This window comes from Pseudomonas sp. GW456-L12 (genome assembly GCF_059424045.1).
The window spans coordinates 120,286-142,729 of the sequence record NZ_JBWKZA010000005.1 but is presented as its reverse complement, the minus strand read 5'-3'; the positions used below and the strand labels follow the sequence as shown (position 1 = coordinate 142,729).

The window sequence follows — 22,444 nt, the reverse complement described above, 5'->3', positions numbered from 1 at the left end:
CGACTGTGGATAACTCACTCCACCGTGACGGACTTGGCCAGGTTGCGCGGCTGGTCGACGTCAGTGCCCTTGAGCACCGCCACGTAATACGACAGCAGCTGCAGCGGGATGGTGTAGAGGATCGGCGACAGGATGTCGTGGATATGCGGCATGTGGATAACATGCGTGCCCTCGCCGTTGGTCATGCCGGCCTGCTCGTCGGCAAAGACGATCAGCTCGCCGCCACGGGCGCGGACTTCCTGCAGGTTGGACTTGAGCTTCTCCAGCAACTCGTTGTTCGGCGCCACGGTGACCACCGGCATGTCGTTATCCACAAGGGCCAACGGACCGTGCTTGAGCTCACCGGCCGGGTAGGCTTCGGCGTGGATGTAGGAGATTTCCTTGAGCTTGAGTGCCCCTTCCATCGCCACCGGGAACTGTGCGCCACGACCGAGGAACAGGGTGTGGTGCTTCTCGGCGAACAGCTCGGCGATTTTTTCCACCGTGCTGTCCATCGCCAGGGCTTCGCCCAGGCGGGTCGGCAAGCGCCGCAGTTCTTCCACCAGGGTGGCTTCGACGCCTTCGCCCAGGGTGCCGCGGACCTGACCCAGGGACAGGGTCAGCAACAGCAGGCCAACCAGCTGGGTGGTAAAGGCTTTGGTCGATGCCACGCCGATTTCACGACCGGCCTGGGTCAGCAGGGTCAGGTCGGACTCACGCACCAGCGAGCTGATACCGACGTTGCAGATCGCCAGGCTGGCGAGGAAACCCAGCTCCTTGGCATTACGCAGCGCGGCCAGGGTGTCGGCGGTTTCGCCGGACTGGGAAATGGTCACGAACAGGGTATCCGGCTGCACCACCACCTTGCGGTAGCGGAACTCGCTGGCCACTTCGACCTGGCACGGAATCCCGGCCAGTTCTTCCAGCCAGTAACGGGCAACCATGCCGGCGTGATAGCTGGTGCCGCAGGCGACGATCTGCACGTTGCGCACCTTGGCGAACAGCTCGGCGGCCTGTGGGCCGAAAGCCTGGACCAGCACCTGGTTCGGGCTCAGGCGGCCTTCGAGGGTGCGTTGCACCACGGCTGGCTGCTCGTGGATTTCCTTGAGCATGAAGTGGCGGAACTCGCCTTTCTCGGCGGCCTCGGCGCCATCACGGTATTGCACGGCTTCACGCTCGACCGCTTTGCCGTCGACATCCCAGATCTGCACGCTGTCGCGGCGAATCTCGGCGATATCGCCCTCTTCCAGGTACATGAAGCGGTCGGTTACCTGACGCAGGGCCAGTTGGTCGGAAGCCAGGAAGTTTTCCCCCAGGCCCAGGCCGATCACCAATGGGCTGCCACTGCGGGCGGCAACCAGGCGGTCCGGCTGGCTGGCGCTGATCACGGCCAGGCCATAGGCGCCATGCAGTTCCTTGACGGTGGCTTTCAGGGCCACGGTCAGGTCGCCCAGGTCCTTGAGTTTGTACTCCAGCAGGTGGGCGATGACTTCGGTGTCGGTGTCCGAGGTGAACACGTAGCCCAGGCCCTTGAGTTGCTCGCGCAGGACTTCATGGTTCTCGATGATGCCGTTGTGCACCACCGCCAGGTCGCCGGAGAAATGCGGGTGGGCGTTACGCTCGCATGGCGCGCCATGAGTGGCCCAGCGAGTGTGGGCGATGCCCAGGCGACCGACCAGAGGCTCGCCGGCCAGGGCCTGTTCCAGCTCGCTGACCTTGCCCGGACGACGCATGCGCTCGAGCTTGCCATCGTTGGTCAGGACCGCCACCCCGGCGCTGTCGTAGCCGCGGTATTCGAGACGCTTGAGGCCTTCGAGCAGGATGGCCGTGATATTCCGTTCAGCAACGGCGCCAACAATTCCACACATGGTTTCTCTCCTAGATGACTGCCGCGCAAATCAGCGTGATGCCGCGGGCTTGAATCTGGTCGCGGGCCTCTGCAGGCAGGCGATCATCGGTAATAAGGGTATGGACGCTGCTCCAGGGCAGCTCCAGGTTGGGAATCTTGCGGCCGATCTTGTCGGCCTCGACCATCACCACGACTTCCCGCGCCACCTCGGCCATCACCCGACTCAGGCCGAGCAACTCGTTGAAGGTGGTGGTCCCGCGCACCAGGTCGATGCCGTCGGCACCGATAAACAGCTGGTCGAAATCGTAGGAACGCAATACCTGCTCGGCGACCTGCCCCTGGAACGACTCGGAGTGAGGGTCCCAGGTACCGCCGGTCATCAACAGCACCGGCTCGTGCTCCAGTTCGCTCAGGGCATTGGCCACATGCAGCGAGTTGGTCATGACCACCAGGCCTGGCTGCTGACCGAGTTCGGGAATCATGGCCGCGGTGGTACTGCCACTGTCGATGATGATGCGGGCGTGTTCGCGAATCCGCGCAACCGCCGCGCGGGCGATGGCTTGTTTGTACCGGGACACCGGCTGGCCGATATCGCCAACCAGTTCCTGCGGCATGGTGATCGCGCCGCCGTAGCGCCGCAGCAACAAGCCGTTGCTCTCCAGAGCCGCCAGGTCCTTGCGGATCGTAACTTCCGAAGTTTCGAAGCGTTTAGCCAGCTCATCCACGCTCACCTCGCCCTGTTCATTGAGCAAGGCCAGAATGTTGTGACGGCGCTGGGGCGTATTGCGTTTCGACATGAGCACTTAAGTTTCGATTCGAAAGATAACGGAAGCAATCAAAACCTATTGCCGGAAATTCGTCAAGCCAGCGCAAGAAAAAAATCTGTGGATAAAAGCATCGCGGGCAAGCCTCGCTCCTACAGATATCACTGTCTGTAGGAGCGAGGCTTGCCCGCGAAAGCAATCTCGAGAGTACCGGCCACTGCGTTGTGGATAACTCAGCTCTTCTTGATTTTCACCGGGCGTTTCCAGCCATCGATATTCTTCTGCCGGGCACGGGCCACGGCCAGCTGGGCTTTTTCCACAGTCTGGTTGATGGTAGAACCGGCCGCCGTGGTCGCGCCATCCTGGATATCCACAGGTGCCACCAACGAGTTGTTGGAACCGATGAAGACGTCTTCGCCCAGCACTGTCCGATGTTTGTTGGCGCCATCGTAGTTGCAGGTAATGGTGCCGGCGCCGATGTTGCTGCGTGCACCGATCTCAGCATCTCCCAGGTAGGCCAGGTGCCCGGCCTTGGCGCCCTCGCCCATGCGTGCGTTCTTCAACTCGACAAAGTTACCCACATGGGCACGGGCTTCGAGAACAGTACCTTGGCGCAGGCGGGCGAACGGACCGGCATCGCTGCCTTCACCCAGTACCGCACCTTCGATATGGCTGTTGGCCTTGATCACCACGCCCTTGCGCAGGGTGCTGTCCTTGATCACGCAGTTCGGGCCGATCACCACGTCGTCCTCGATGACCACGCGGCCTTCGAGAATCACGTTGATGTCGATCAGCACGTCGCGGCCCACCGTCACTTCACCGCGCACATCGAAACGTGCCGGATCGCGCAGGGTCACGCCCTGAGCCATCAGGCGCCGACCTTCGCGCAACTGATAATGACGCTCCAGTTCGGACAGCTGCTTGCGATCGTTGGCGCCCTGCACTTCCATCGGATCGTGAGGTTGCTCGGTGGCCACCAACAAACCATCGCTGACCGCCATCTCGATCACGTCAGTCAGGTAATACTCGCCCTGGGCGTTGTTATTCGACAGACGACTCATCCAGTCGGCAAGGCGATTGGCCGGCACCGCAAGGATGCCAGTGTTGCCTTCGGTGATTGCGCGTTGCGCTTCGCTGGCGTCCTTGTGCTCGACGATGGCTGCGACCCTGCCGTCGGCATCGCGAACGATCCGGCCATAACCGGTCGGGTCGTCCAGCTCCACGGTCAGCAATCCCATTTGCCCGGGAACAACGTGCTTGAGCAAGCGCTGCAGGGTTTCGACTTCGATCAGCGGCACGTCACCGTAGAGAATCAGCACGGTATCGGCGGTAATGAACGGCACCGCCTGGGCGGTGGCGTGACCGGTACCCAGCTGCTTGTCCTGCAGCACGAAATTCAAGTCGTCCGCCGCCAGGCGCTCACGCACCGCATCGGCACCGTGACCGATGACGACATGGATACGCTGTGGATCGAGTTGCCGGGCGCTGTGGATAACATGACCAAGCATGGAGTTGCCCGCCACCGGGTGCAGCACTTTCGGCAACGAGGAACGCATGCGGGTGCCTTGACCGGCAGCGAGAATAACGATTTCGAGAGACATGACTGGCTACCAATCCTGGGGGTCAGCGGTTGCGACCATGAGGTGAATTGCAAAAAAGAAAAAGGGTAGCCGAGGCTACCCTTTTTAATCAATCACGCGGAAATCCCGCGGCTTAGCCGCCGAACTTCTTGCGGATCTGCTGGACGGTGCGCAGCTGGGCTGCGGCCTCGGCCAGACGTGCAGCAGCAGAACCGTAGTCGAAATCTGCGCCTTTTTCATTCAGGGCCTTCTCAGCAGCCTTGACGGCTTCCTGAGCGGAGGCTTCGTCCAGGTCGGCAGCACGCTGCACGGTGTCGGCAAGAACCTTGACCATGTTCGGCTGAACCTCGAGGAAACCACCGGAGATGTAGAACACCTCGGCTTCCCCGCCCTGCTTGATCAAGCGGATCGGACCTGGTTTCAGATTAGTGATCAGCGGAGCGTGACCCAGGGCGATACCAAGATCCCCGAGCTCGCCGTGTGCGATCACCATCTCGACCAGACCGGAGAAGATTTCCCCTTCCGCGCTGACGATATCGCAATGGACTGTCATAGCCATCTGCTTGCCTCAACCTAAATTAGCGCCCGTTGCCGGGCGCCGGGATTACAGTTTCTTGGCTTTCTCGATCGCTTCTTCGATGCCGCCGACCATGTAGAACGCTTGTTCTGGCAGGTGGTCGTAGTCACCGTTGAGGATGCCTTTGAAGCCAGCGATGGTGTCTTTCAGGGAAACGTATTTGCCTGGAGAACCAGTGAAGACTTCAGCCACGAAGAACGGCTGCGACAGGAAGCGCTGGATCTTACGAGCGCGGGATACCAGTTGCTTGTCGGCTTCGGACAGTTCGTCCATACCCAGGATCGCAATGATGTCCTTCAGCTCTTTGTAGCGCTGCAGCACGTACTGAACACCGCGAGCGGTTTCATAGTGCTCGTTGCCGATCACGTTCGGGTCCAGCTGACGGGAAGTCGAGTCCAGTGGATCTACCGCTGGGTAGATACCCAGGGAAGCGATGTCACGGGACAGTACGACGGTGGCGTCCAAGTGGGCGAAGGTGGTCGCTGGCGACGGGTCGGTCAAGTCGTCCGCTGGTACGTATACCGCTTGGATCGAGGTGATCGAGCCTTGCTTGGTCGAAGTGATACGTTCTTGCAGAACGCCCATCTCTTCAGCCAGGGTCGGCTGGTAACCTACTGCGGAAGGCATACGGCCCAGCAGTGCGGATACTTCGGTACCGGCCAGGGTGTAACGATAGATGTTGTCGACGAACAGCAGAACGTCGTTACCTTCGTCACGGAACTTCTCGGCCATGGTCAGGCCGGTCAGAGCTACGCGCAGACGGTTTCCCGGCGGCTCGTTCATCTGGCCGTATACCAGTGCCACTTTGTCCAGAACGTTGGAATCCTTCATCTCGTGGTAGAAGTCGTTACCCTCACGAGTACGCTCACCCACACCGGCGAACACGGAATAACCGCTGTGCTCGATGGCGATGTTACGGATCAGTTCCATCATGTTTACGGTCTTGCCCACACCGGCACCACCGAACAGACCGACTTTACCGCCCTTGGCGAACGGGCAAACCAGGTCGATAACCTTGATGCCGGTTTCCAGGAGGTCGTTGCCACCAGCTTGTTCAGCGAAGGACGGCGCAGGACGGTGAATGCCCCAACGCTCTTCTTCGCCGATCGGGCCAGCTTCGTCGATCGGGTTGCCCAGTACGTCCATGATCCGGCCCAGGGTCGCTTTACCGACCGGTACGGAGATGGCTGCGCCAGTGTTGTTGACGTCCAGACCGCGCTTCAAGCCCTCGGTGGAGCCCATCGCAATGGTACGTACCACGCCGTCGCCCAGCTGCTGCTGAACTTCCAGAGTGGTTTCGGCGCCTTGAACCTTCAAGGCGTCGTAGATGCTCGGTACGCTGTCGCGTGGAAATTCCACGTCGATAACGGCGCCGATGATTTGAACGATACGTCCGCTACTCATAGCTGGATCCTCTGAATATTTGAACCGTTAAACCGCGGCAGCGCCGCCGACGATTTCCGAGATCTCTTGGGTGATCGCAGCCTGACGCGCCTTGTTGTAGATCAGCTGCAAATCGCTGATCAAATCACCGGCGTTGTCGGTAGCGTTCTTCATCGCGATCATCCGCGCAGCTTGTTCAGCCGCGTTGTTCTCGACCACCGCCTGGTAGACCTGCGACTCCACGTAGCGAACCATCAAGCCGTCAAGCAGCTCTTTGGCGTCCGGTTCGTAGAGATAGTCCCAGTGGTGCTTGAGTTCTTGATCCGGGGTTGCCACCAGCGGAATCAACTGCTCCACCGTAGGCTGTTGCGTCATGGTGTTGATGAACTTGTTGGACACCACGGACAGGCGGTCAATCCGGCCGTCCAGGTAGGCATCCAGCATCACCTTGACGCTGCCGATCAGGTCATTGATCGACGGCTCTTCACCCAGGTGGCTGATTGCAGCGACGACGTTACCGCCGAAGTTACGGAAGAAAGCCGCACCTTTGCTGCCTACCACGCACAGATCGATCTCGACGCCATTTTCGCGGTTTACCGCCATGTCCTTGACCAAAGCCTTGAACAGGTTGGTATTCAAACCACCGCACAGACCACGGTCACTGCTCACCACGATATAACCGACGCGCTTGATTGCGCGGTCGATCATGAACGGGTGGCGATATTCCGGGTTGGCGTTGGCCAGATGACCAATAACCTGGCGGATGCGCTCCGCGTAAGGACGGCTAGCAGCCATGCGCATTTGTGCCTTGCGCATTTTGCTGACCGCCACTTTTTCCATGGCGCTGGTAATCTTTTGCGTGCTTTTGATGCTCGCAATCTTACTGCGAATCTCTTTTGCGCCTGCCATGTAACACCTATCAGGTTAGCAAGCGGGAGCCTCGCGGCCCCCGCTGCGGCTTACCAGGTTTGGGTGGCCTTGAACTTCTCGATACCGGCTTTCAGGCCAGCGTCGATTTCGTCATTGAAGTCACCCTTCACGTTGATCTTCGCCATCAAATCGGCGTGATCGCGGTTGAAGTAAGCAATCAGCGCTTGTTCGAAGCTACCGATCTTGGCGATTTCGACGTCAGTCAGGAACCCACGTTCAGCGGCATACAGCGACAGCGACATGTCAGCGATGGACATAGGCGCGTATTGCTTCTGCTTCATCAGCTCGGTAACGCGCTGACCGTGTTCAAGTTGCTTACGGGTCGCTTCGTCCAGGTCAGAAGCGAACTGGGCGAATGCCGCCAGTTCACGGTACTGAGCCAGAGCGGTACGGATACCACCGGACAGCTTCTTGATGATCTTGGTCTGAGCGGCACCACCTACACGGGATACCGAAACACCGGCGTTCACTGCCGGGCGGATGCCGGAGTTGAACATGGCCGATTCCAGGAAGATCTGACCGTCGGTGATGGAAATCACGTTGGTCGGAACGAACGCGGAAACGTCGCCAGCCTGGGTTTCGATGATCGGCAGTGCGGTCAGGGAACCGGTCTTGCCAGTTACCGCGCCGTTGGTGAACTTCTCTACGTACTCTTCCGAAACGCGGGATGCGCGCTCCAGCAGACGGGAGTGGAGATAGAACACGTCGCCTGGGTAAGCTTCACGGCCTGGTGGACGGCGCAGCAGCAGGGAAATCTGGCGGTAAGCCACTGCTTGCTTGGACAGATCGTCATAAACGATCAGCGCGTCTTCACCGCGGTCGCGGAAGAATTCGCCCATGGTGCAACCGGAGTACGGTGCCAGGAATTGCAGGGCAGCGGATTCGGAAGCACTGGCAGCCACGATGATGGTGTTGGCCAGAGCGCCGTTTTCTTCCAGCTTGCGAACAACGTTGGCGATGGTCGATTGTTTCTGACCGATAGCCACGTATACGCAGAAGATGCCGCTGTCTTTCTGGTTGATGATCGCGTCGATCGCCAGAGCGGTCTTACCGATCTGACGGTCACCGATGATCAGCTCACGCTGGCCACGGCCGACAGGGATCATGGCATCGACAGCCTTGTAGCCAGTCTGTACAGGCTGGTCTACCGACTTACGCCAGATCACGCCTGGAGCAACTTTCTCGACCGCGTCGGTCTCGGTGTTGTTCAGCGGACCTTTGCCGTCAACTGGGTTACCCAGTGCGTCGACTACGCGACCCAGCAGTTCCTTACCAACCGGAACTTCGAGGATGCGGCCGGTGCACTTGGCGCTCATGCCTTCAGCCAGAGTCGTGTATGCGCCCAGTACAACGGCACCTACGGAGTCTTGCTCGAGGTTGAGTGCCATACCGTAGACACCGCCCGGAAACTCGATCATCTCGCCGTACATGACGTCGGCCAGACCGTGAATCCGCACGATACCGTCAGAAACGCTGACGACAGTGCCTTCGTTACGGGCTTGGGAGGTCACATCGAGCTTTTCGATGCGGCCCTTGATAATTTCACTTATTTCGGAAGGATTGAGTTGCTGCATTGCTCTGCTGCCCCTTCAAACTCAAGATTTCAATGCTTCGGCAAGTTTCGCGATTTTGCCGCGAATCGAGCCATCGATAACCAGGTCGCCGGCGCGGATGACGACACCACCAATCAGGGCAGCGTCCTCCGCAACTTGCAGGCGCACTTCCCGGTCGAGTCGTGCACTGAGAACCTTGGCGAGTTTGTCTTGCTGTTCTTGGTTCAACGCAAAAGCACTGGTGACTTCCACATCTACCGACTTCTCTTGCTCGGCCTTGTACAGGTCGAACAGGGCGGCGATCTCCGGCAGAAGCAGGAGACGGTCGTTTTCGGCAACGACGTGGATGAAATTCTGTGCCTTGGCATCGAACTTGTCGCCGCACACGTCGATAAACGTGGCGGCCTTGTCTGCGCTCGTCAGTCGCGGGGCCTTGAGCACGCGCCGCATGGTGTCGTCTTGCGACACCGCTGCAGCCAGGCCGAGCATGGCTGACCAAGAGGCCAGCTGCTGGTGGGCCTGAGCGTGCTCGAAGGCCGCCTTAGCGTAAGGTCGGGCCAACGTGGTCAGTTCTGCCATGATCACCCTCGCTTAAATTTCAGCAGCCAGTTTGTTAACCAGCTCCGCGTGCGCGTTTTGATCGATTGTGGCACCCAGGATCTTCTCGGCGCCGCCAACGGCCAGCACACCCAGTTGGGCACGCAGCGCGTCTTTGACACTGTTCAGTTCCTGCTCGATCTCGGCCTGAGCCTGAACCTTCACACGGTCAGCGTCGACACGGGCTTTTTCAACAGCCTCTTCGACGATCTGGTTACCGCGTTTCTTGGCTTGCTCAATGATTTCGGCTGCCTGAGCTTTTGCTTCGCGCAGTTGCTGACCCGCTTTCTCTTGGGCCAGTTCCAGGTCGCGAGCTGCTCGGCTGGCAGCGTCCAGTCCATCCGCGATCTTCTTCTGACGTTCGTGCAAAGCCGCGATGACCGGAGGCCACACGAACTTCATGCAAAACAGTACAAAAATGAAGAACGCAACGGACTGGCCAATCAGGGTTGCATTAATGTTCACGCCAACACCTCGCTCGTTCGTTGTCCATCACACCAATCAACTCGAAAATTCGAGTGATTAGCCAGCGAGTTGACCAACGAAGGGGTTCGCGAAGGTGAAGAACAGAGCGATACCAACGCCGATCATGGTCACGGCGTCGAGCAGGCCGGCAACGATGAACATTTTAACTTGCAGCATTGGAACCATTTCTGGCTGACGCGCAGCGCCTTCCAGGAACTTGCCGCCCAACAGGCCGAAACCAATTGCAGTACCCAGTGCGCCCAGGCCGATCAACAGTGCAACAGCGATAGCGGTTAGACCAACTACAGTTTCCATCTTTCCTCCCGACTTTTACGTCGTATGGTTTAGGTTTTTTAGATTAAAGCGGTAAAACAAATCGTTTCATCGTGCCCTAGACGGGCCCCCTCCCGTTTGACCGGGAGGGACATCAGACTGGTCGAGACCGGTCTTAATGGTTCTCTTCGTGCGCCATCGACAGGTAGACGATGGTCAGCATCATGAAGATAAACGCTTGCAGGGTGATGATCAGGATGTGGAACACAGCCCACGCCCATTGCAGCACCACGCCCAGGCCGCTGAGCCAGAGCAGGCCGCTGCCGAACATCACGGCGATCAGGATGAACACCAGTTCGCCAGCGTACATGTTGCCGAACAGACGAAGTGCCAGAGAGATTGGCTTGGCGATCAGCGTCACGAATTCAAGCAGGAAGTTCACCGGAATCAGCAGCGCCTGAATAAAGATATTCTTGCTGCCGAACGGATGCAGGGTCAGTTCGCCGATGAAACCGCCGATGCCCTTGATCTTGATGCTGTAGAAAATGATCAGTGCGAACACCGAGAAGGCCATGGCCAGCGTGGCGTTCGGGTCGGTAGTCGACACGGCACGGAAAGGAATGTGCGCATCGCCGGAGATCAGGATGGCCAGTTGAGGAATCCAGTCGACCGGGATCAGGTCGATGGCGTTCATCAGGAACACCCAGACGAAGATGGTCAGTGCCAGCGGTGCAATCACTGGGCTACGGCCATGGAAGCTGTCTTTCACGCTGCCATCGACGAACTGGACCAATACTTCAACGAAGTTCTGCAAAGCACCTGGCTGACCGGAAGTTGCCTTCTTGGCCGCCATGCGGAAAAGAAGAACGAAGATCAGACCCAACGCCACAGACCAGCCGAGGGTATCGACGTGGAATGCCCAAAAGCCCATTTCTTTGGCTTCTGCTGCGGTGTGGGCAAAGCCCCAGCCGCCATTAGGTAGCTGACCGAAGGTCAGGTTCTGCAAGTGGTGCTGGATATAGCCCGAAGCGGTTGTTTCTGCCATGGTTGCCTCAAACGCCCTAAGGTCTCGAAAGTCTTGTTCTCATAAGCAGGGGAGCGAACCAGCTGACCAGTTGGGTCAGCACGAAGACGCCGAATACAGCTAGCGGCGCCAATGGCTTCACACCTGCGAACGTCAATGCAAAGAGCACTGCCGTCAAAATCAGTTTGCCCGCCTCGCCGGCATAAAAAGACCGGACGATGGCTTGAGCTGCTCGGGCGCCGGAAAACCGAAATGCCCTATGAGCGAAATACACATTGGGGAGCAAGGCTATCAGTCCCCCACAAAGGCCTGAGTATCCGGCTACGACTCCATGCCAATGCCAGAGCGCCAAGGCGGCCAGCAATAAAACGACCAACTGAGCCAATAAAACCGGGAAAACCGCCAAGCGATGGAACGGCAAGCGGTTTGGCGTGCGGGTTTCCATCACTCTTGCTCCTCATGGGTCGGCTGCCAGAATTCAATAACTTGGCATAATTTGTGCCGACAAAATGCGCGCAGAGTATAGGGGCGGTTCAGCCCCTATTCAACTGCCGGGTAGTGATTTCCGACTGCACGCTACATGAGGAAATGTTTCAGCGGATGTGTGCAAGGACGCCTTGAAGCTCATCGAGGGAGTTATACCCGATCACCAACTGACCTTTCCCTTTCTTTCCGTGACGAATCTGCACCGCAGAGCCTAGGCGCTCGGCCAGGCGTTGCTCCAGGCGCGCGATATCCGGGTCGGGTTTTACAGGTTCGGCAGGCTGCTGTTTGCCACTCAACCACTGGCGAACCAGGGCTTCGGTCTGGCGTACGGTGAGGCCACGTGCGACAACGTGTCGCGCCCCTTCAACCTGTTGATTTTCCGGCAAACCCAGCAAGGCACGGGCATGACCCATTTCCAGGTCGCCGTGGGACAGCATGGTCTTGATCACTTCAGGCAAAGCGATCAGGCGCAGCAAGTTGGCTACAGTGACGCGGGACTTACCCACAGCCTCGGCAACCTGCTGCTGAGTCAGCTGGAATTCCTGCTGCAGGCGCTGCAGGGCAACCGCTTCCTCGATGGGATTGAGATCTTCGCGCTGGATATTCTCGATCAGCGCCATGGCGATGGCGGTTTCGTCGGGCACATCGCGGACCATCGCCGGAATGGTTTCCTGACCCGCCTGCTGGCTGGCGCGCCAGCGGCGCTCGCCGGCGATGATTTCAAAACGGCCGGAACCGATCGGACGCACCACGATTGGCTGCATCACGCCCTGAGTCTTGATCGAGCTCGCCAATTCTTCCAGCGCCTGAGGGTCCATGTCCCGGCGCGGCTGATACTTGCCGCGCTGGATCAAGTCCAGGGGCAAATGTTGCAGCTCACGCACATCGGCTTGAACCGCTTGTTCTTCCAGCGAGCTGACAGTCGGACCACTCAACAGTGCATCCAGTCCACGTCCGAGACCTCGTTTCTTGACGGCCATGGGGATTCCTTAAGTTGGCTGGGCAGCGGCTGCGCGTGAATTTTTCCGTTGCCGACGAACCATCTCGCCAGCAAGGGCCAGATAGGCGATGGCACCGCGGGACTGTTTGTCGTAGACCAACGCCGGCATGCCATAACTGGGGGCTTCAGCCAGACGGATGTTGCGTGGGATCACTGTGTCGTACAGCTGATCGCCGAAGTGTTCCTTGAGTTGCGCGGAAACATCGTTCATCAGGCTCAGCCGCGGGTCATACATGGTCCGCAGCAAGCCTTCGACCTTGAGGTTCGGATTGAGCAATTCGGAGATGCGCTTGATGTTATCCACAAGGTCGCTCAGCCCTTCGAGAGCGAAGTACTCGCACTGCATGGGGATAATGACCCCATCGGCGGCAACCAGGGCGTTGAGCGTGAGCATCGACAGCGACGGCGGGCAGTCGATCAAAATGTAATCGTAGTTTTCCCGGATCGGCGCCAAGGCACTGCGCAGACGGCTTTCCTTCATCTGCATTTCCAGCAGAACCACTTCCGCGGCAGTCAGGTCACGGTTCGCCGGCAGCAGTTGATAACCACCGTGCTCGGAGTAATGCATGGCCTGGGCTAGATCGCACTCGCCGATCAGCAGGTCGTAGACCGAATTTTCCAGGCCGTGTTTATCCACACCGCTACCCATGGTGGCGTTGCCCTGTGGATCGAGATCGATCAACAGCACCCGGCGCTTGGTAGCAACCAGCGATGCTGCGAGGTTGATGCAGGTGGTGGTCTTGCCCACGCCACCTTTCTGGTTCGCTATCGCGAATACCTTAGCCATTCTTGCTTGTGTTCCCAATCATGCCGTGCGGCGCAGTATCAGCAGATGGCGTTGGCCTTGGCAACCGGGTACGGCCAGGGCGTGTTCGCTATCGAGGTGGAAGTCCGCCGGCAATGCTACCAGCTCATCGGCGGGATGAACGCCCTTCATTGCCAGCCAACGTGTATCGCGGTCGCCGAGGTGGCGAGTCCAGTTGGTGAAGTTCTCCATGCTGCTGAATGCCCGGGAAATGATCCCGTTGAATGGCTGCTGCGGCTGGAAAGCTTCGACACGACTGTGGATAACTTGCAGGTTATCCAACTTCAGTTCCAGTTTGACCTGGGTCAGGAAGCGGGTTTTCTTGCCATTGCTGTCCAGACAGGTCACTTGCGAATCCGGAAACAGGATAGCCAATGGAATGCCCGGCATCCCGCCGCCGCTGCCAACGTCCAGCCAGCGGCCGTTTTCGATGAACGACATCACGCTCAGGCTATCGAGCAGATGACGCGAGACCATTTCATCCGGATCGCGTACTGCGGTCAGGTTGTAAGCCTTGTTCCATTTGATCAGCAGGGCCAGATAACCCAGCAGTAACTCGTGCTGGGCTTCTGTCAGGTTGACACCGAGTTGGCGAGCACCTGTGGATAACTCTTCTGCATGTTGCGAGGTGACCTGCGAACTCAAGCGCTTTGCTCCAACTGACGGCCCGCGCCGCGTTTTTTCAAGTGAATCATCAACAGCGAAATCGCTGCCGGGGTCACGCCCGGAATCCGCGAAGCCTGGCCCAGGGTTTCAGGACGCGTGGCGCCGAGCTTGCTCTGGATCTCTTTCGAGAGACCGGAAATGTTGCTGTAGTCGATATCCACAGGCAGCTTGGTGTCTTCGCTGGCCCGCAGACGAGCGATTTCGTCCTGCTGGCGATCGATGTAGCCGGCGTACTTGGTCTTGATCTCGACTTGCTCGGCGACCTGTGGATCTTCTGCGCCCTGCCCGGTCACTTCGACCAGGCCAGCGTAGTCGATTTCCGGACGGCTCAACAGATTCAGCAAGTTGTACTCATGGGTCAGCGGTGTGCCGAACTTTTCGGCGATCGCATCACCCTGCTCGGTACCCGGACGAACCCAAGTGCTTTTCAGGCGCTGCTCTTCCAGGGCTATACCTTCGCGTTTTTTGCAGAACGCGGCCCAACGGACATCGTCCACCAGGCCCAGTTCCCGACCTTTTTCGGTCAGGCGCAGGTCGGCATTGTCTTCGCGTAGGATCAGGCGGTATTCGGCACGGGATGTGAACATCCGATACGGCTCCTGGGTTCCCAGGGTAATCAGGTCGTCGACCAACACACCGATATAGGCTTCATCGCGGCGCGGGCACCAGCTGTCTTTGCCCTGCGCGCGCAATGCGGCGTTGGCACCGGCGAGCAAACCCTGGGCGCCGGCTTCTTCGTAACCGGTGGTGCCGTTGATCTGGCCGGCAAAGAACAGGCCGCCGATCACTTTGGTTTCCAGGCTGTACTTCAAGTCGCGCGGATCGAAGTAGTCGTACTCGATGGCATAGCCGGGACGCACGATGTGCGCGTTTTCCATGCCGCGGATCGATTGCACGATCTGCAACTGCACATCGAACGGCAGGCTTGTGGATATCCCGTTCGGGTACAGCTCGTGAGTGGTCAGGCCTTCCGGCTCGATAAAGACCTGATGGCTTTCCTTGTCGGCAAAGCGATGGATCTTGTCTTCGATCGACGGGCAGTAGCGCGGGCCAATGCCCTCGATCGAGCCGGCATCGGAATACATCGGCGAACGGTCGAGGTTTGCAGCGATGATTTCGTGAGTCCGCGCATTGGTATGAGTAATCCAGCAACTGACCTGCCGCGGATGCTGTTCCTTGTTGCCCAGGAAAGACATGACCGGGATTGGCGTATCACCCGGTTGCTCGGTCATCACCGAGAAATCCACAGACCGGCCATCGATGCGCGGTGGCGTACCGGTTTTCAGGCGGCCCACACGCAGAGGCAATTCGCGCAGACGGCGAGCCAGAGCGATCGACGGCGGATCACCGGCACGACCGCCGGAATAATTCTGCAAACCGATGTGGATAAGTCCGCCGAGGAAGGTACCGGTGGTCAACACCACGGATTCGGCGAAGAAACGCAGGCCCATTTGGGTCACTACTCCGCGGACCTGGTCCTGTTCGACGATCAGGTCATCCGCTGCCTGTTGAAATATCCACAGGTTCGGCTGGTTTTCCAGGATTTCGCGGACAGCAGCCTTGTACAGAATACGGTCGGCCTGGGCGCGGGTAGCACGCACGGCTGGGCCTTTACGGCTGTTCAACACCCGAAACTGAATACCACCTTTATCGGTAGCCATGGCCATCGCGCCGCCGAGGGCGTCGATTTCTTTGACCAGATGACTTTTACCGATCCCGCCAATCGCGGGATTGCAGCTCATTGCTCCGAGGGTTTCCACGTTGTGCGTCAGCAACAGGGTTTTTGCCCCCATGCGTGCTGATGCAAGTGCTGCCTCGGTACCGGCATGACCGCCGCCGATGACGATCACTTCAAAACGGGAAGGGAAATCCACCACGCACCTCGTGCCTGCTTATATGGGTAAAAAAGGATGGGTTCTTGGGATAACGGACAAGTATAGGGTCTTCGCCCTTCCTAAAGAACCCTTTGCACAAAATTTAACCAGCTGTGGATGACTCACGGACAATAGAAATTAAAAAGAAAGAAATTTATTAAATCTTTGTTTTTATGTTTATTCTTAGGCACCGACCTATCTGTGGATAGATTCATACAGCCCTTTGTTTTCAATGTGTACAGAGATTCAAAAGTCTGTGGTTAGGTAGCAACGAGGCCCTTGGATAACCGGTGTAAGCCTGTGGATTAAAGTGATGCTTATCCACAGAGCGGGTTTTCCTCAGTTTTGACGCCCTGTTATCAACTGAGCCTAAGGGCAGTTATTCACAGGGCTTAATCCACAGAAAAAGGCTCGTACGAGCAAACGGCGCCCACGAGAAATCCTCCGGAGCGCTCGATGGCGCCCGGCAAACTCGGAAATAATGGAAAGTACGAGGGATTGTGGAGCGGGTTTGCCCGTGATTCCGGCGGAACACCGCCATGAGCATCACGAGCAACCAAGCCGTCGAACGGCTGCTCCTATAGGGAGATGGGGTTACTTACCGATGCAGAAGCTGGAGAAGATCCGGCCCAGCAGGTCGTCCGAGCTGAAAGCGCCGGTAATTTCTCCCAGGGATTGCTGGGCTTGGCGCAGATCTTCAGCCAGCAGCTCGCCGGCGCCGGCCAGGGTCAGTTGCAAACGGCCATGTTCAAGTGCGTCGCTGGCGTGGTGCAGGGCTTCCAGGTGACGTCTGCGTGCACTGAAGCTGCTTTCGGAAGTCTGTTCGTAACCCATGCAGGCCTTGAGGTGCTCACGTAGCAGTTCCAGGCCCTCGCCGCCGGCCTTGGCACTGAGGCTGATAGTCACGTGGCCATCGTCGCTGACCTCCAAGGCGATCGCTTCGCTGGTCAGGTCGGCCTTGTTGCGGATCAGCGTGACTTTCGCCGGATCCGGCCGCTGTTCCAGGAACTCCGGCCACAAGGCAAAGGGGTCCAGCGCTTCCGGGGCCGTGGCGTCGACCACCAGCAATACGCGGTCGGCCTCGCCAATGGCCTTGAGGGCACGTTCCACACCGATCTTTTCCACCTGGTCCTCGGTATCGCGCAGCCCTGCGGTATCCACAACGTGCAACGGCATGCCGTCGATGTGGATATGTTCACGCAGCACATCCCGGGTGGTACCGGCGATCTCGGTCACAATCGCCGCTTCGCGTCCGGCCAGGGCATTGAGCAGGCTGGACTTGCCAGCGTTGGGCCGGCCAGCGATGACCACGGTCATGCCGTCACGCAGCAAGGCGCCCTGCCCGGCTTCGCGGACCACGGTGGATAACTCGTCGCGTACCGCGTCGAGCATCTGCAGGACATGGCCATCGGCCAGGAAGTCGATTTCTTCCTCGGGAAAATCAATGGCCGCCTCGACGTAGATACGCAGCGCGATCAATTGCTCGGTCAGGTTATGCACACGCTTGGAGAATGCCCCCTGCAAAGAGCGCAAGGCATTGCGCGCGGCCTGTGCGGAACTGGCTTCGATCAGGTCGGCGATGGCTTCGGCCTGGGCCAGGTCGAGCTTGTCGTTGAGGAACGCGCGCTCGCTGAATTCCCCCGGCCGGGCCAGGCGGCATCCCAGCTGCAGGCAACGCTGCAGCAACATATCCAGGACGATCGGGCCGCCGTGGCCCTGAAGTTCCAGCACGTCTTCGCCGGTAAAGGAGTTCGGCCCCGGGAAATACAAGGCGATCCCCTCATCCAGGACCTCGTCCCGATCGCTGAAAAACGGCCCGTAATGGGCGTAACGCGGTTTCAGCTCGCGGCCGCTGATGGCCTTGGCGGCGACATTGGCCAGCGGTCCGGAAATACGCACGATGCCCACACCACCGCGCCCCTGGGCGGTGGCTACGGCTGCGATGGTTTCACGAGGGACATTCATAACCCGCTCCAGACATAAAGAGGCAGACAAAAGTGACAGATAGCAAAACGCCCCACTAGGGGGCGTTTTGAGTGGTTATCCACAGAGTAGGTCAGGCAGCTGCTTTCTTGGTAGCCGCTTCGATCTTACGTGTGATGTACCACTGTTGGGCGATCGACAGGCAGTTGTTCACCACCCAGTACAGCACCAGGCCCGCCGGGAACCACAGGAAGAAGAAGGTGAAGATGATTGGCATCATTTTCATCACCTTGGCCTGCATCGGATCCGGAGGAGTCGGGTTCAGTTGCTGCTGGATGAACATGGTGGCGCCCATGATGATCGGCAGGATGAAGAACGGATCCTTGATCGACAGGTCGGTAATCCACAGCATGAACGGTGCCTGGCGCATTTCCACGCTTTCCAGGAGTACCCAGTACAAGGACAGGAACACCGGCATCTGCACGAGGATTGGCAAGCAACCACCCAGCGGATTGATCTTCTCTTTCTTGTACAGCTCCATCATGGCTTGCGACATTTTCTGCCGGTCGTCGCCATGTTGCTCTTTCAGAGCCGCCAGTTTCGGCGCCACTGCACGCATGCGCGCCATGGATTTGTAGCTGGCCGCCGACAGTGGGAAGAAGATCCCCTTGATCAGCATGGTCAGGAAGATGATCGACCAGCCCCAGTTACCCACAATGCTGTGGATATGTTGCAGCAGCCAGAAGATCGGCTGGGCAATGAACCACAGAATGCCGTAGTCGACAGTCAGTTCCAGGCCTGGGGACAACTCTTTCAGCACGGCCTGGCTTTTCGGACCGGCGTACAGAGTGGCAGTGGTTTCAGCCTTGGCACCTGGTGCAACGGTCAGCGCCGGGCCGGTGAAACCGATGATGTAGTTGCCTTGGTTGTCTTTGCGGGTCTGCACCACGTTGCTTTCGTTCTTCGCCGGGATCCAGGCGGTCACGAAGTAGTGTTGCAGCCAGGCAACCCAGCCACCTTGCACGGTTTCTTTCAGCGAGCCCTTGTCGATATCTTTCATCGACACTTTTTTGTACGGCTCGGAACTTGTCCACAGGGCGGCGCCCAGGTAAGTCGCGGTACCGGTGGCGGTGCTGGAAGAAGGATCGGAGCTGGCGTCGCGTTTGAGCTGGGCAAACAGGTTGCCAGTCCAGGCCTTGTCGCTGGTGTTGTCGATCAGATAGGTGACTTTCAGATCGTACAGACCGCGGGTAAAGGTGAAACGCTTGATGTAGTTGACGCCGGCGTCGCTGAATTTCAGGTCGACATTCAGCTGGTTCTGGCCGTCAGCCAGTTGATAAGTCTTTTTTTCGGCCGAGTAAACCGGGCGTCCGGCAGGACGGGCATCCGGGCCGTTGGTACCGGTCAGGCCGCTTTGCGCCAGATAAGTGCGTTCGCCACCGTTATCGAACAGCTGGAACGGAATTTCCGGATGGTCCTGGCGACGTGGATACAGCGGCAGCTTCAGCTGGGCGATATCACCACCTTGAGGATCGATAGCCAGATCGAGCACATCCGTTTTTACCTGGATGAGGTCTTTGCTTGCCGCTACCGGAGTTTCGGTAGGGGTGCTGGTATCGGTATTCGCGCTGGGTACATCGGCACTGGCGGAAGCATTGTTACCAACAGGCGTATCCGGTAGAGCCGGGGTGGCGGTGTTGGCAGCAACATTCTGAGTCGGCAGGGCAGCCTGGCCATAATCCTGGTTCCACTTAAGAACCATGACGTAGGACACGATTGCCAGGGCGACGATCAGGATCGTGCGTTTAATATCCATGATTACTCGGCCATCGAAGAAGAACGGGAGGTAGGGATAGGTGGAACCGGGTCATAACCACCGGGATTCCACGGATGACAGCGACCTAAACGACGAAAGGTCAGCCAGCCACCGCGCAGAAGGCCATGATTTTCGATGGCTTCATACGCGTAGCAGGAACAGCTGGGGTAGAAACGACAGTGACTGGCCATCAGAGGACTAATGGCATAGCGATAAAACTGGATCGGAACGAGTGCCAGTTTACGCATTCGGGCTGTCTACCCCTACAGTTTCGGGTTTGGCTGCTGGTGCCGGCTTGTTACGGGCCAGACGCTTCCAGAGCTTGTCGAAATGCTGAATCAATTCGGGGTTTTCTACATCGCCCAAACCTTTGCGCGCGACGATAACGATGTCCCAGCCGACCAGAGCATCCTGGTGCAGGCGAAACGATTCGCGCATCAGACGTTTGAGGCGATTGCGCTCAACGGAGAGCTTGACGCTCTTTTTTCCGATAACCAGCCCCAGACGGGGATGATCCAGATCGTTGTTGCGCGCAAGGAGCAGGAGATTTTTCCCCGGAACCTTGCCGGTAGGGGAGTCAAAGACTGCCTTGAAATGCCGGGGGGTAAGCAGACGCTTTTCCCGACTGAAGTCCTGACTCACCTCCAGTGCCGGAGTATCAAACTGCCAGACGCGCACGACCTTTGGCGCGACGACGCGACAGGACGGCACGACCGTTCTTGGTAGCCATGCGAGCACGGAAACCGTGGGTACGAGCGCGTTTGATAGTGCTTGGTTGGAAAGTACGTTTCATTGTCGTGTTACCTGGTTCGTCCACAACGGGCCGGAATGGCCCCCGTTTTAAGAGATCGGCGATTCTAGAGAAAGCAAGCCTCTAGGTCAATTTCCAACCAGCTTTTCCTTTGTCTGGGTATGTCCACATCGAAGACTGAAGAACCCGGTCAGCCAGATATAAAAATAAAGAAGGGAATTATTTAAAGCTTTTCTGTAAAGCTTATAAAGGCTAGGGATGCAGCTATCTGTGGATAACTACATTCAGCCCTTATAGACCGTGGTGTACAGAGAATGACAACACTGTCGAGAAACGGTGCTCTGCCTGTGCTGCGCTATCGGAAAAGCTGTGTGTGGAAAGGTGAGTTATCCACAAGCAGGTTATCCACCGATTTTCGCCCCCAGTTGTGCAATGCCCTCAGGTATGGTTATCCACAGAGCTTATGCACATACCATTGGTCGTGTTTTTTCGGGATAAAGCGTTGATTCATAGTGCCCTGTGATCAACCTACATGTGGATAAGTGTGCGTCTGGTCGCTACAATGGCGGCTTGTTTTTGCCTCACCGGCTTTCAACTTAGGGGATATCCGTGTCAGTGGAACTTTGGCAGCAGTGCGTGGAGCTTCTGCGTGATGAGCTGCCTGCCCAGCAATTCAACACTTGGATCCGTCCGCTACAGGTCGAAGCCGAAGGCGACGAGTTGCGTGTATACGCACCGAATCGTTTTGTTCTCGATTGGGTCAACGAAAAGTACCTGGGCCGCGTGCTCGAGCTGCTGGATGAGCATGGCAATGGCATGGCGCCGGCGCTTTCCTTATTAATAGGCAGCAAACGCAGTTCCGCTCCTCGTGCGGCACCCAATGCTCCGCTGGCCGCCGCGGTTGCCTCTCAGGTTCAGCAGGCAGCAGCTGCCACCCCAGTCGCTGCGCCGGCTCCGGCCGCACCGACCAAACCGGCGACCCAGAAAGCCGCCGAAGTCAGCGAAGAACCCTCTCGTGACAGCTTCGACCCGATGGCGGGGGCCAGCTCGCAGCAGGCTCCAGTACGCGCCGAACAGCGCACCGTTCAGGTGGAAGGTGCGCTCAAGCACACCAGTTACCTGAACCGCACCTTCACCTTCGAAAACTTCGTGGAAGGCAAGTCCAACCAGCTGGCCCGCGCCGCGGCCTGGCAGGTAGCCGACAACCCCAAGCATGGTTACAACCCGCTCTTCCTTTATGGGGGCGTAGGTTTGGGTAAGACCCACTTGATGCATGCTGTGGGTAACCACCTATTAAAGAAGAACCCGAATGCCAAGGTCGTGTACCTGCATTCCGAGCGCTTCGTGGCGGACATGGTCAAGGCGTTGCAACTCAACGCGATCAACGAATTCAAGCGTTTCTACCGTTCGGTGGATGCGTTGCTGATCGACGATATCCAGTTCTTCGCCCGTAAGGAGCGTTCCCAGGAAGAGTTTTTCCACACCTTCAACGCCCTGCTCGAAGGCGGCCAACAGGTGATTCTCACCAGTGACCGCTATCCGAAGGAGATCGAAGGCCTGGAAGAACGCCTGAAATCTCGCTTCGGCTGGGGCTTGACGGTGGCGGTAGAGCCTCCGGAGCTGGAAACCCGCGTTGCGATCCTGATGAAGAAAGCCGACCAGGCCAAAGTCGAACTGCCTCACGATGCGGCGTTCTTCATTGCCCAGCGGATTCGCTCCAACGTGCGTGAGCTGGAGGGTGCGCTCAAGCGTGTCATCGCCCACTCGCACTTCATGGGGCGCGATATCACCATCGAGTTGATTCGCGAATCGCTGAAAGACTTGCTGGCCCTGCAGGACAAGCTGGTCTCTGTGGATAACATTCAGCGCACTGTCGCCGAGTACTACAAGATCAAGATCTCCGATCTGCTGTCCAAGCGTCGCTCGCGTTCTGTCGCGCGCCCGCGCCAGGTAGCCATGGCCTTGTCCAAGGAACTGACCAACCACAGCCTGCCGGAAATCGGCGATGTGTTCGGCGGCCGCGATCACACCACGGTCTTGCACGCATGCCGCAAGATCAATGAACTTAAGGAATCCGACGCGGACATCCGCGAGGACTACAAGAACCTGCTGCGTACTCTGACCACTTGATGACTCCAGCGCAGCTTAT

The 22,444-nt window shown here is 58.2% G+C and carries 22 protein-coding genes; 1 reads left to right on the top strand and 21 read right to left on the bottom strand.

Annotated elements, in window-relative coordinates; all coding sequences use genetic code 11:
• Positions 1–14 precede the first annotated feature (14 nt).
• From glmS to rpmH, 21 genes are all read right to left on the bottom strand, one after another.
• Positions 15–1,847: a glutamine--fructose-6-phosphate transaminase (isomerizing) gene (glmS, locus tag AC07Y9_RS08560; protein ID WP_102678745.1), complete on the bottom strand. Its 1,833-nt coding sequence runs from the start codon at positions 1,845–1,847 to the stop codon at positions 15–17.
• Between the two features lie 10 nt (positions 1,848–1,857).
• Positions 1,858–2,625, bottom strand: a complete 768-nt coding sequence (locus AC07Y9_RS08555) for a DeoR/GlpR family DNA-binding transcription regulator (RefSeq protein ID WP_007924514.1) — start codon at positions 2,623–2,625, stop codon at positions 1,858–1,860.
• A 200-nt stretch (positions 2,626–2,825) separates the two neighbouring features.
• Positions 2,826–4,193, bottom strand: coding sequence for a bifunctional UDP-N-acetylglucosamine diphosphorylase/glucosamine-1-phosphate N-acetyltransferase GlmU (gene glmU / locus AC07Y9_RS08550; protein ID WP_037034405.1), 1,368 nt, complete (start codon positions 4,191–4,193; stop codon positions 2,826–2,828).
• Positions 4,194–4,305: 112 nt separating this feature from the next.
• Complete coding sequence (locus AC07Y9_RS08545) at positions 4,306–4,731, bottom strand: F0F1 ATP synthase subunit epsilon (RefSeq protein ID WP_009041460.1); 426 nt, start codon at positions 4,729–4,731, stop codon at positions 4,306–4,308.
• Between the two features lie 45 nt (positions 4,732–4,776).
• On the bottom strand, positions 4,777–6,153 hold the full coding sequence (gene atpD, locus AC07Y9_RS08540) for a F0F1 ATP synthase subunit beta (RefSeq protein WP_007924510.1): 1,377 nt from the start codon (positions 6,151–6,153) through the stop codon (positions 4,777–4,779).
• A gap of 27 nt (positions 6,154–6,180) precedes the next feature.
• The gene (atpG, locus tag AC07Y9_RS08535) at positions 6,181–7,041 is read right to left on the bottom strand and encodes a F0F1 ATP synthase subunit gamma (protein ID WP_007924507.1); all 861 of its coding nucleotides are present in this window, start codon (positions 7,039–7,041) and stop codon (positions 6,181–6,183) included.
• Between the two features lie 50 nt (positions 7,042–7,091).
• Positions 7,092–8,636 (bottom strand): F0F1 ATP synthase subunit alpha, encoded by a 1,545-nt coding sequence (gene atpA / locus AC07Y9_RS08530; RefSeq protein ID WP_007924506.1) that lies wholly within the window; start codon positions 8,634–8,636, stop codon positions 7,092–7,094.
• A gap of 21 nt (positions 8,637–8,657) precedes the next feature.
• Positions 8,658–9,194: a F0F1 ATP synthase subunit delta gene (locus AC07Y9_RS08525; protein WP_007924505.1), complete on the bottom strand. Its 537-nt coding sequence runs from the start codon at positions 9,192–9,194 to the stop codon at positions 8,658–8,660.
• 12 nt (positions 9,195–9,206) lie between these two features.
• Positions 9,207–9,677, bottom strand: coding sequence for a F0F1 ATP synthase subunit B (locus AC07Y9_RS08520; RefSeq protein ID WP_007924504.1), 471 nt, complete (start codon positions 9,675–9,677; stop codon positions 9,207–9,209).
• A 57-nt stretch (positions 9,678–9,734) separates the two neighbouring features.
• Positions 9,735–9,992, bottom strand: coding sequence for a F0F1 ATP synthase subunit C (gene atpE / locus AC07Y9_RS08515; RefSeq protein WP_002555987.1), 258 nt, complete (start codon positions 9,990–9,992; stop codon positions 9,735–9,737).
• A 133-nt stretch (positions 9,993–10,125) separates the two neighbouring features.
• Entirely contained in the window at positions 10,126–10,995 is an 870-nt protein-coding gene (gene atpB, locus AC07Y9_RS08510; protein WP_025806879.1) for a F0F1 ATP synthase subunit A, read from the bottom strand.
• A 16-nt stretch (positions 10,996–11,011) separates the two neighbouring features.
• Positions 11,012–11,419, bottom strand: a complete 408-nt coding sequence (locus AC07Y9_RS08505) for a F0F1 ATP synthase subunit I (RefSeq protein ID WP_037004398.1) — start codon at positions 11,417–11,419, stop codon at positions 11,012–11,014.
• A 148-nt stretch (positions 11,420–11,567) separates the two neighbouring features.
• Complete coding sequence (locus AC07Y9_RS08500) at positions 11,568–12,440, bottom strand: ParB/RepB/Spo0J family partition protein (protein ID WP_007924496.1); 873 nt, start codon at positions 12,438–12,440, stop codon at positions 11,568–11,570.
• Between the two features lie 9 nt (positions 12,441–12,449).
• Positions 12,450–13,247: a ParA family protein gene (locus tag AC07Y9_RS08495; RefSeq protein ID WP_007924494.1), complete on the bottom strand. Its 798-nt coding sequence runs from the start codon at positions 13,245–13,247 to the stop codon at positions 12,450–12,452.
• An 18-nt stretch (positions 13,248–13,265) separates the two neighbouring features.
• Positions 13,266–13,910: a 16S rRNA (guanine(527)-N(7))-methyltransferase RsmG gene (rsmG, locus tag AC07Y9_RS08490; protein ID WP_007924492.1), complete on the bottom strand. Its 645-nt coding sequence runs from the start codon at positions 13,908–13,910 to the stop codon at positions 13,266–13,268.
• Positions 13,907–15,805, bottom strand: a complete 1,899-nt coding sequence (gene mnmG / locus AC07Y9_RS08485) for a tRNA uridine-5-carboxymethylaminomethyl(34) synthesis enzyme MnmG (RefSeq protein WP_007924490.1) — start codon at positions 15,803–15,805, stop codon at positions 13,907–13,909. Before mnmG ends, rsmG begins: the two co-directional genes overlap by 4 nt.
• Before the next feature lie 594 nt (positions 15,806–16,399).
• Positions 16,400–17,770, bottom strand: a complete 1,371-nt coding sequence (mnmE, locus tag AC07Y9_RS08480; protein WP_102678746.1) for a tRNA uridine-5-carboxymethylaminomethyl(34) synthesis GTPase MnmE — start codon at positions 17,768–17,770, stop codon at positions 16,400–16,402.
• A gap of 91 nt (positions 17,771–17,861) precedes the next feature.
• Entirely contained in the window at positions 17,862–19,544 is a 1,683-nt protein-coding gene (yidC, locus tag AC07Y9_RS08475) for a membrane protein insertase YidC (RefSeq protein ID WP_007924476.1), read from the bottom strand.
• 2 nt (positions 19,545–19,546) lie between these two features.
• Positions 19,547–19,792 (bottom strand): membrane protein insertion efficiency factor YidD, encoded by a 246-nt coding sequence (gene yidD, locus AC07Y9_RS08470; protein WP_010465488.1) that lies wholly within the window; start codon positions 19,790–19,792, stop codon positions 19,547–19,549.
• Positions 19,785–20,186 (bottom strand): ribonuclease P protein component, encoded by a 402-nt coding sequence (rnpA, locus tag AC07Y9_RS08465; protein ID WP_009041465.1) that lies wholly within the window; start codon positions 20,184–20,186, stop codon positions 19,785–19,787. Before rnpA ends, yidD begins: the two co-directional genes overlap by 8 nt.
• A gap of 16 nt (positions 20,187–20,202) precedes the next feature.
• On the bottom strand, positions 20,203–20,337 hold the full coding sequence (rpmH, locus tag AC07Y9_RS08460; RefSeq protein ID WP_003213577.1) for a 50S ribosomal protein L34: 135 nt from the start codon (positions 20,335–20,337) through the stop codon (positions 20,203–20,205).
• A gap of 567 nt (positions 20,338–20,904) precedes the next feature.
• Between rpmH and dnaA the strand changes: the two genes are divergently transcribed.
• A complete protein-coding gene (gene dnaA, locus AC07Y9_RS08455) occupies positions 20,905–22,425 on the top strand; it encodes a chromosomal replication initiator protein DnaA (RefSeq protein WP_102678747.1) in 1,521 nt (506 codons plus the stop codon).
• Positions 22,426–22,444: the final 19 nt, after the last annotated feature.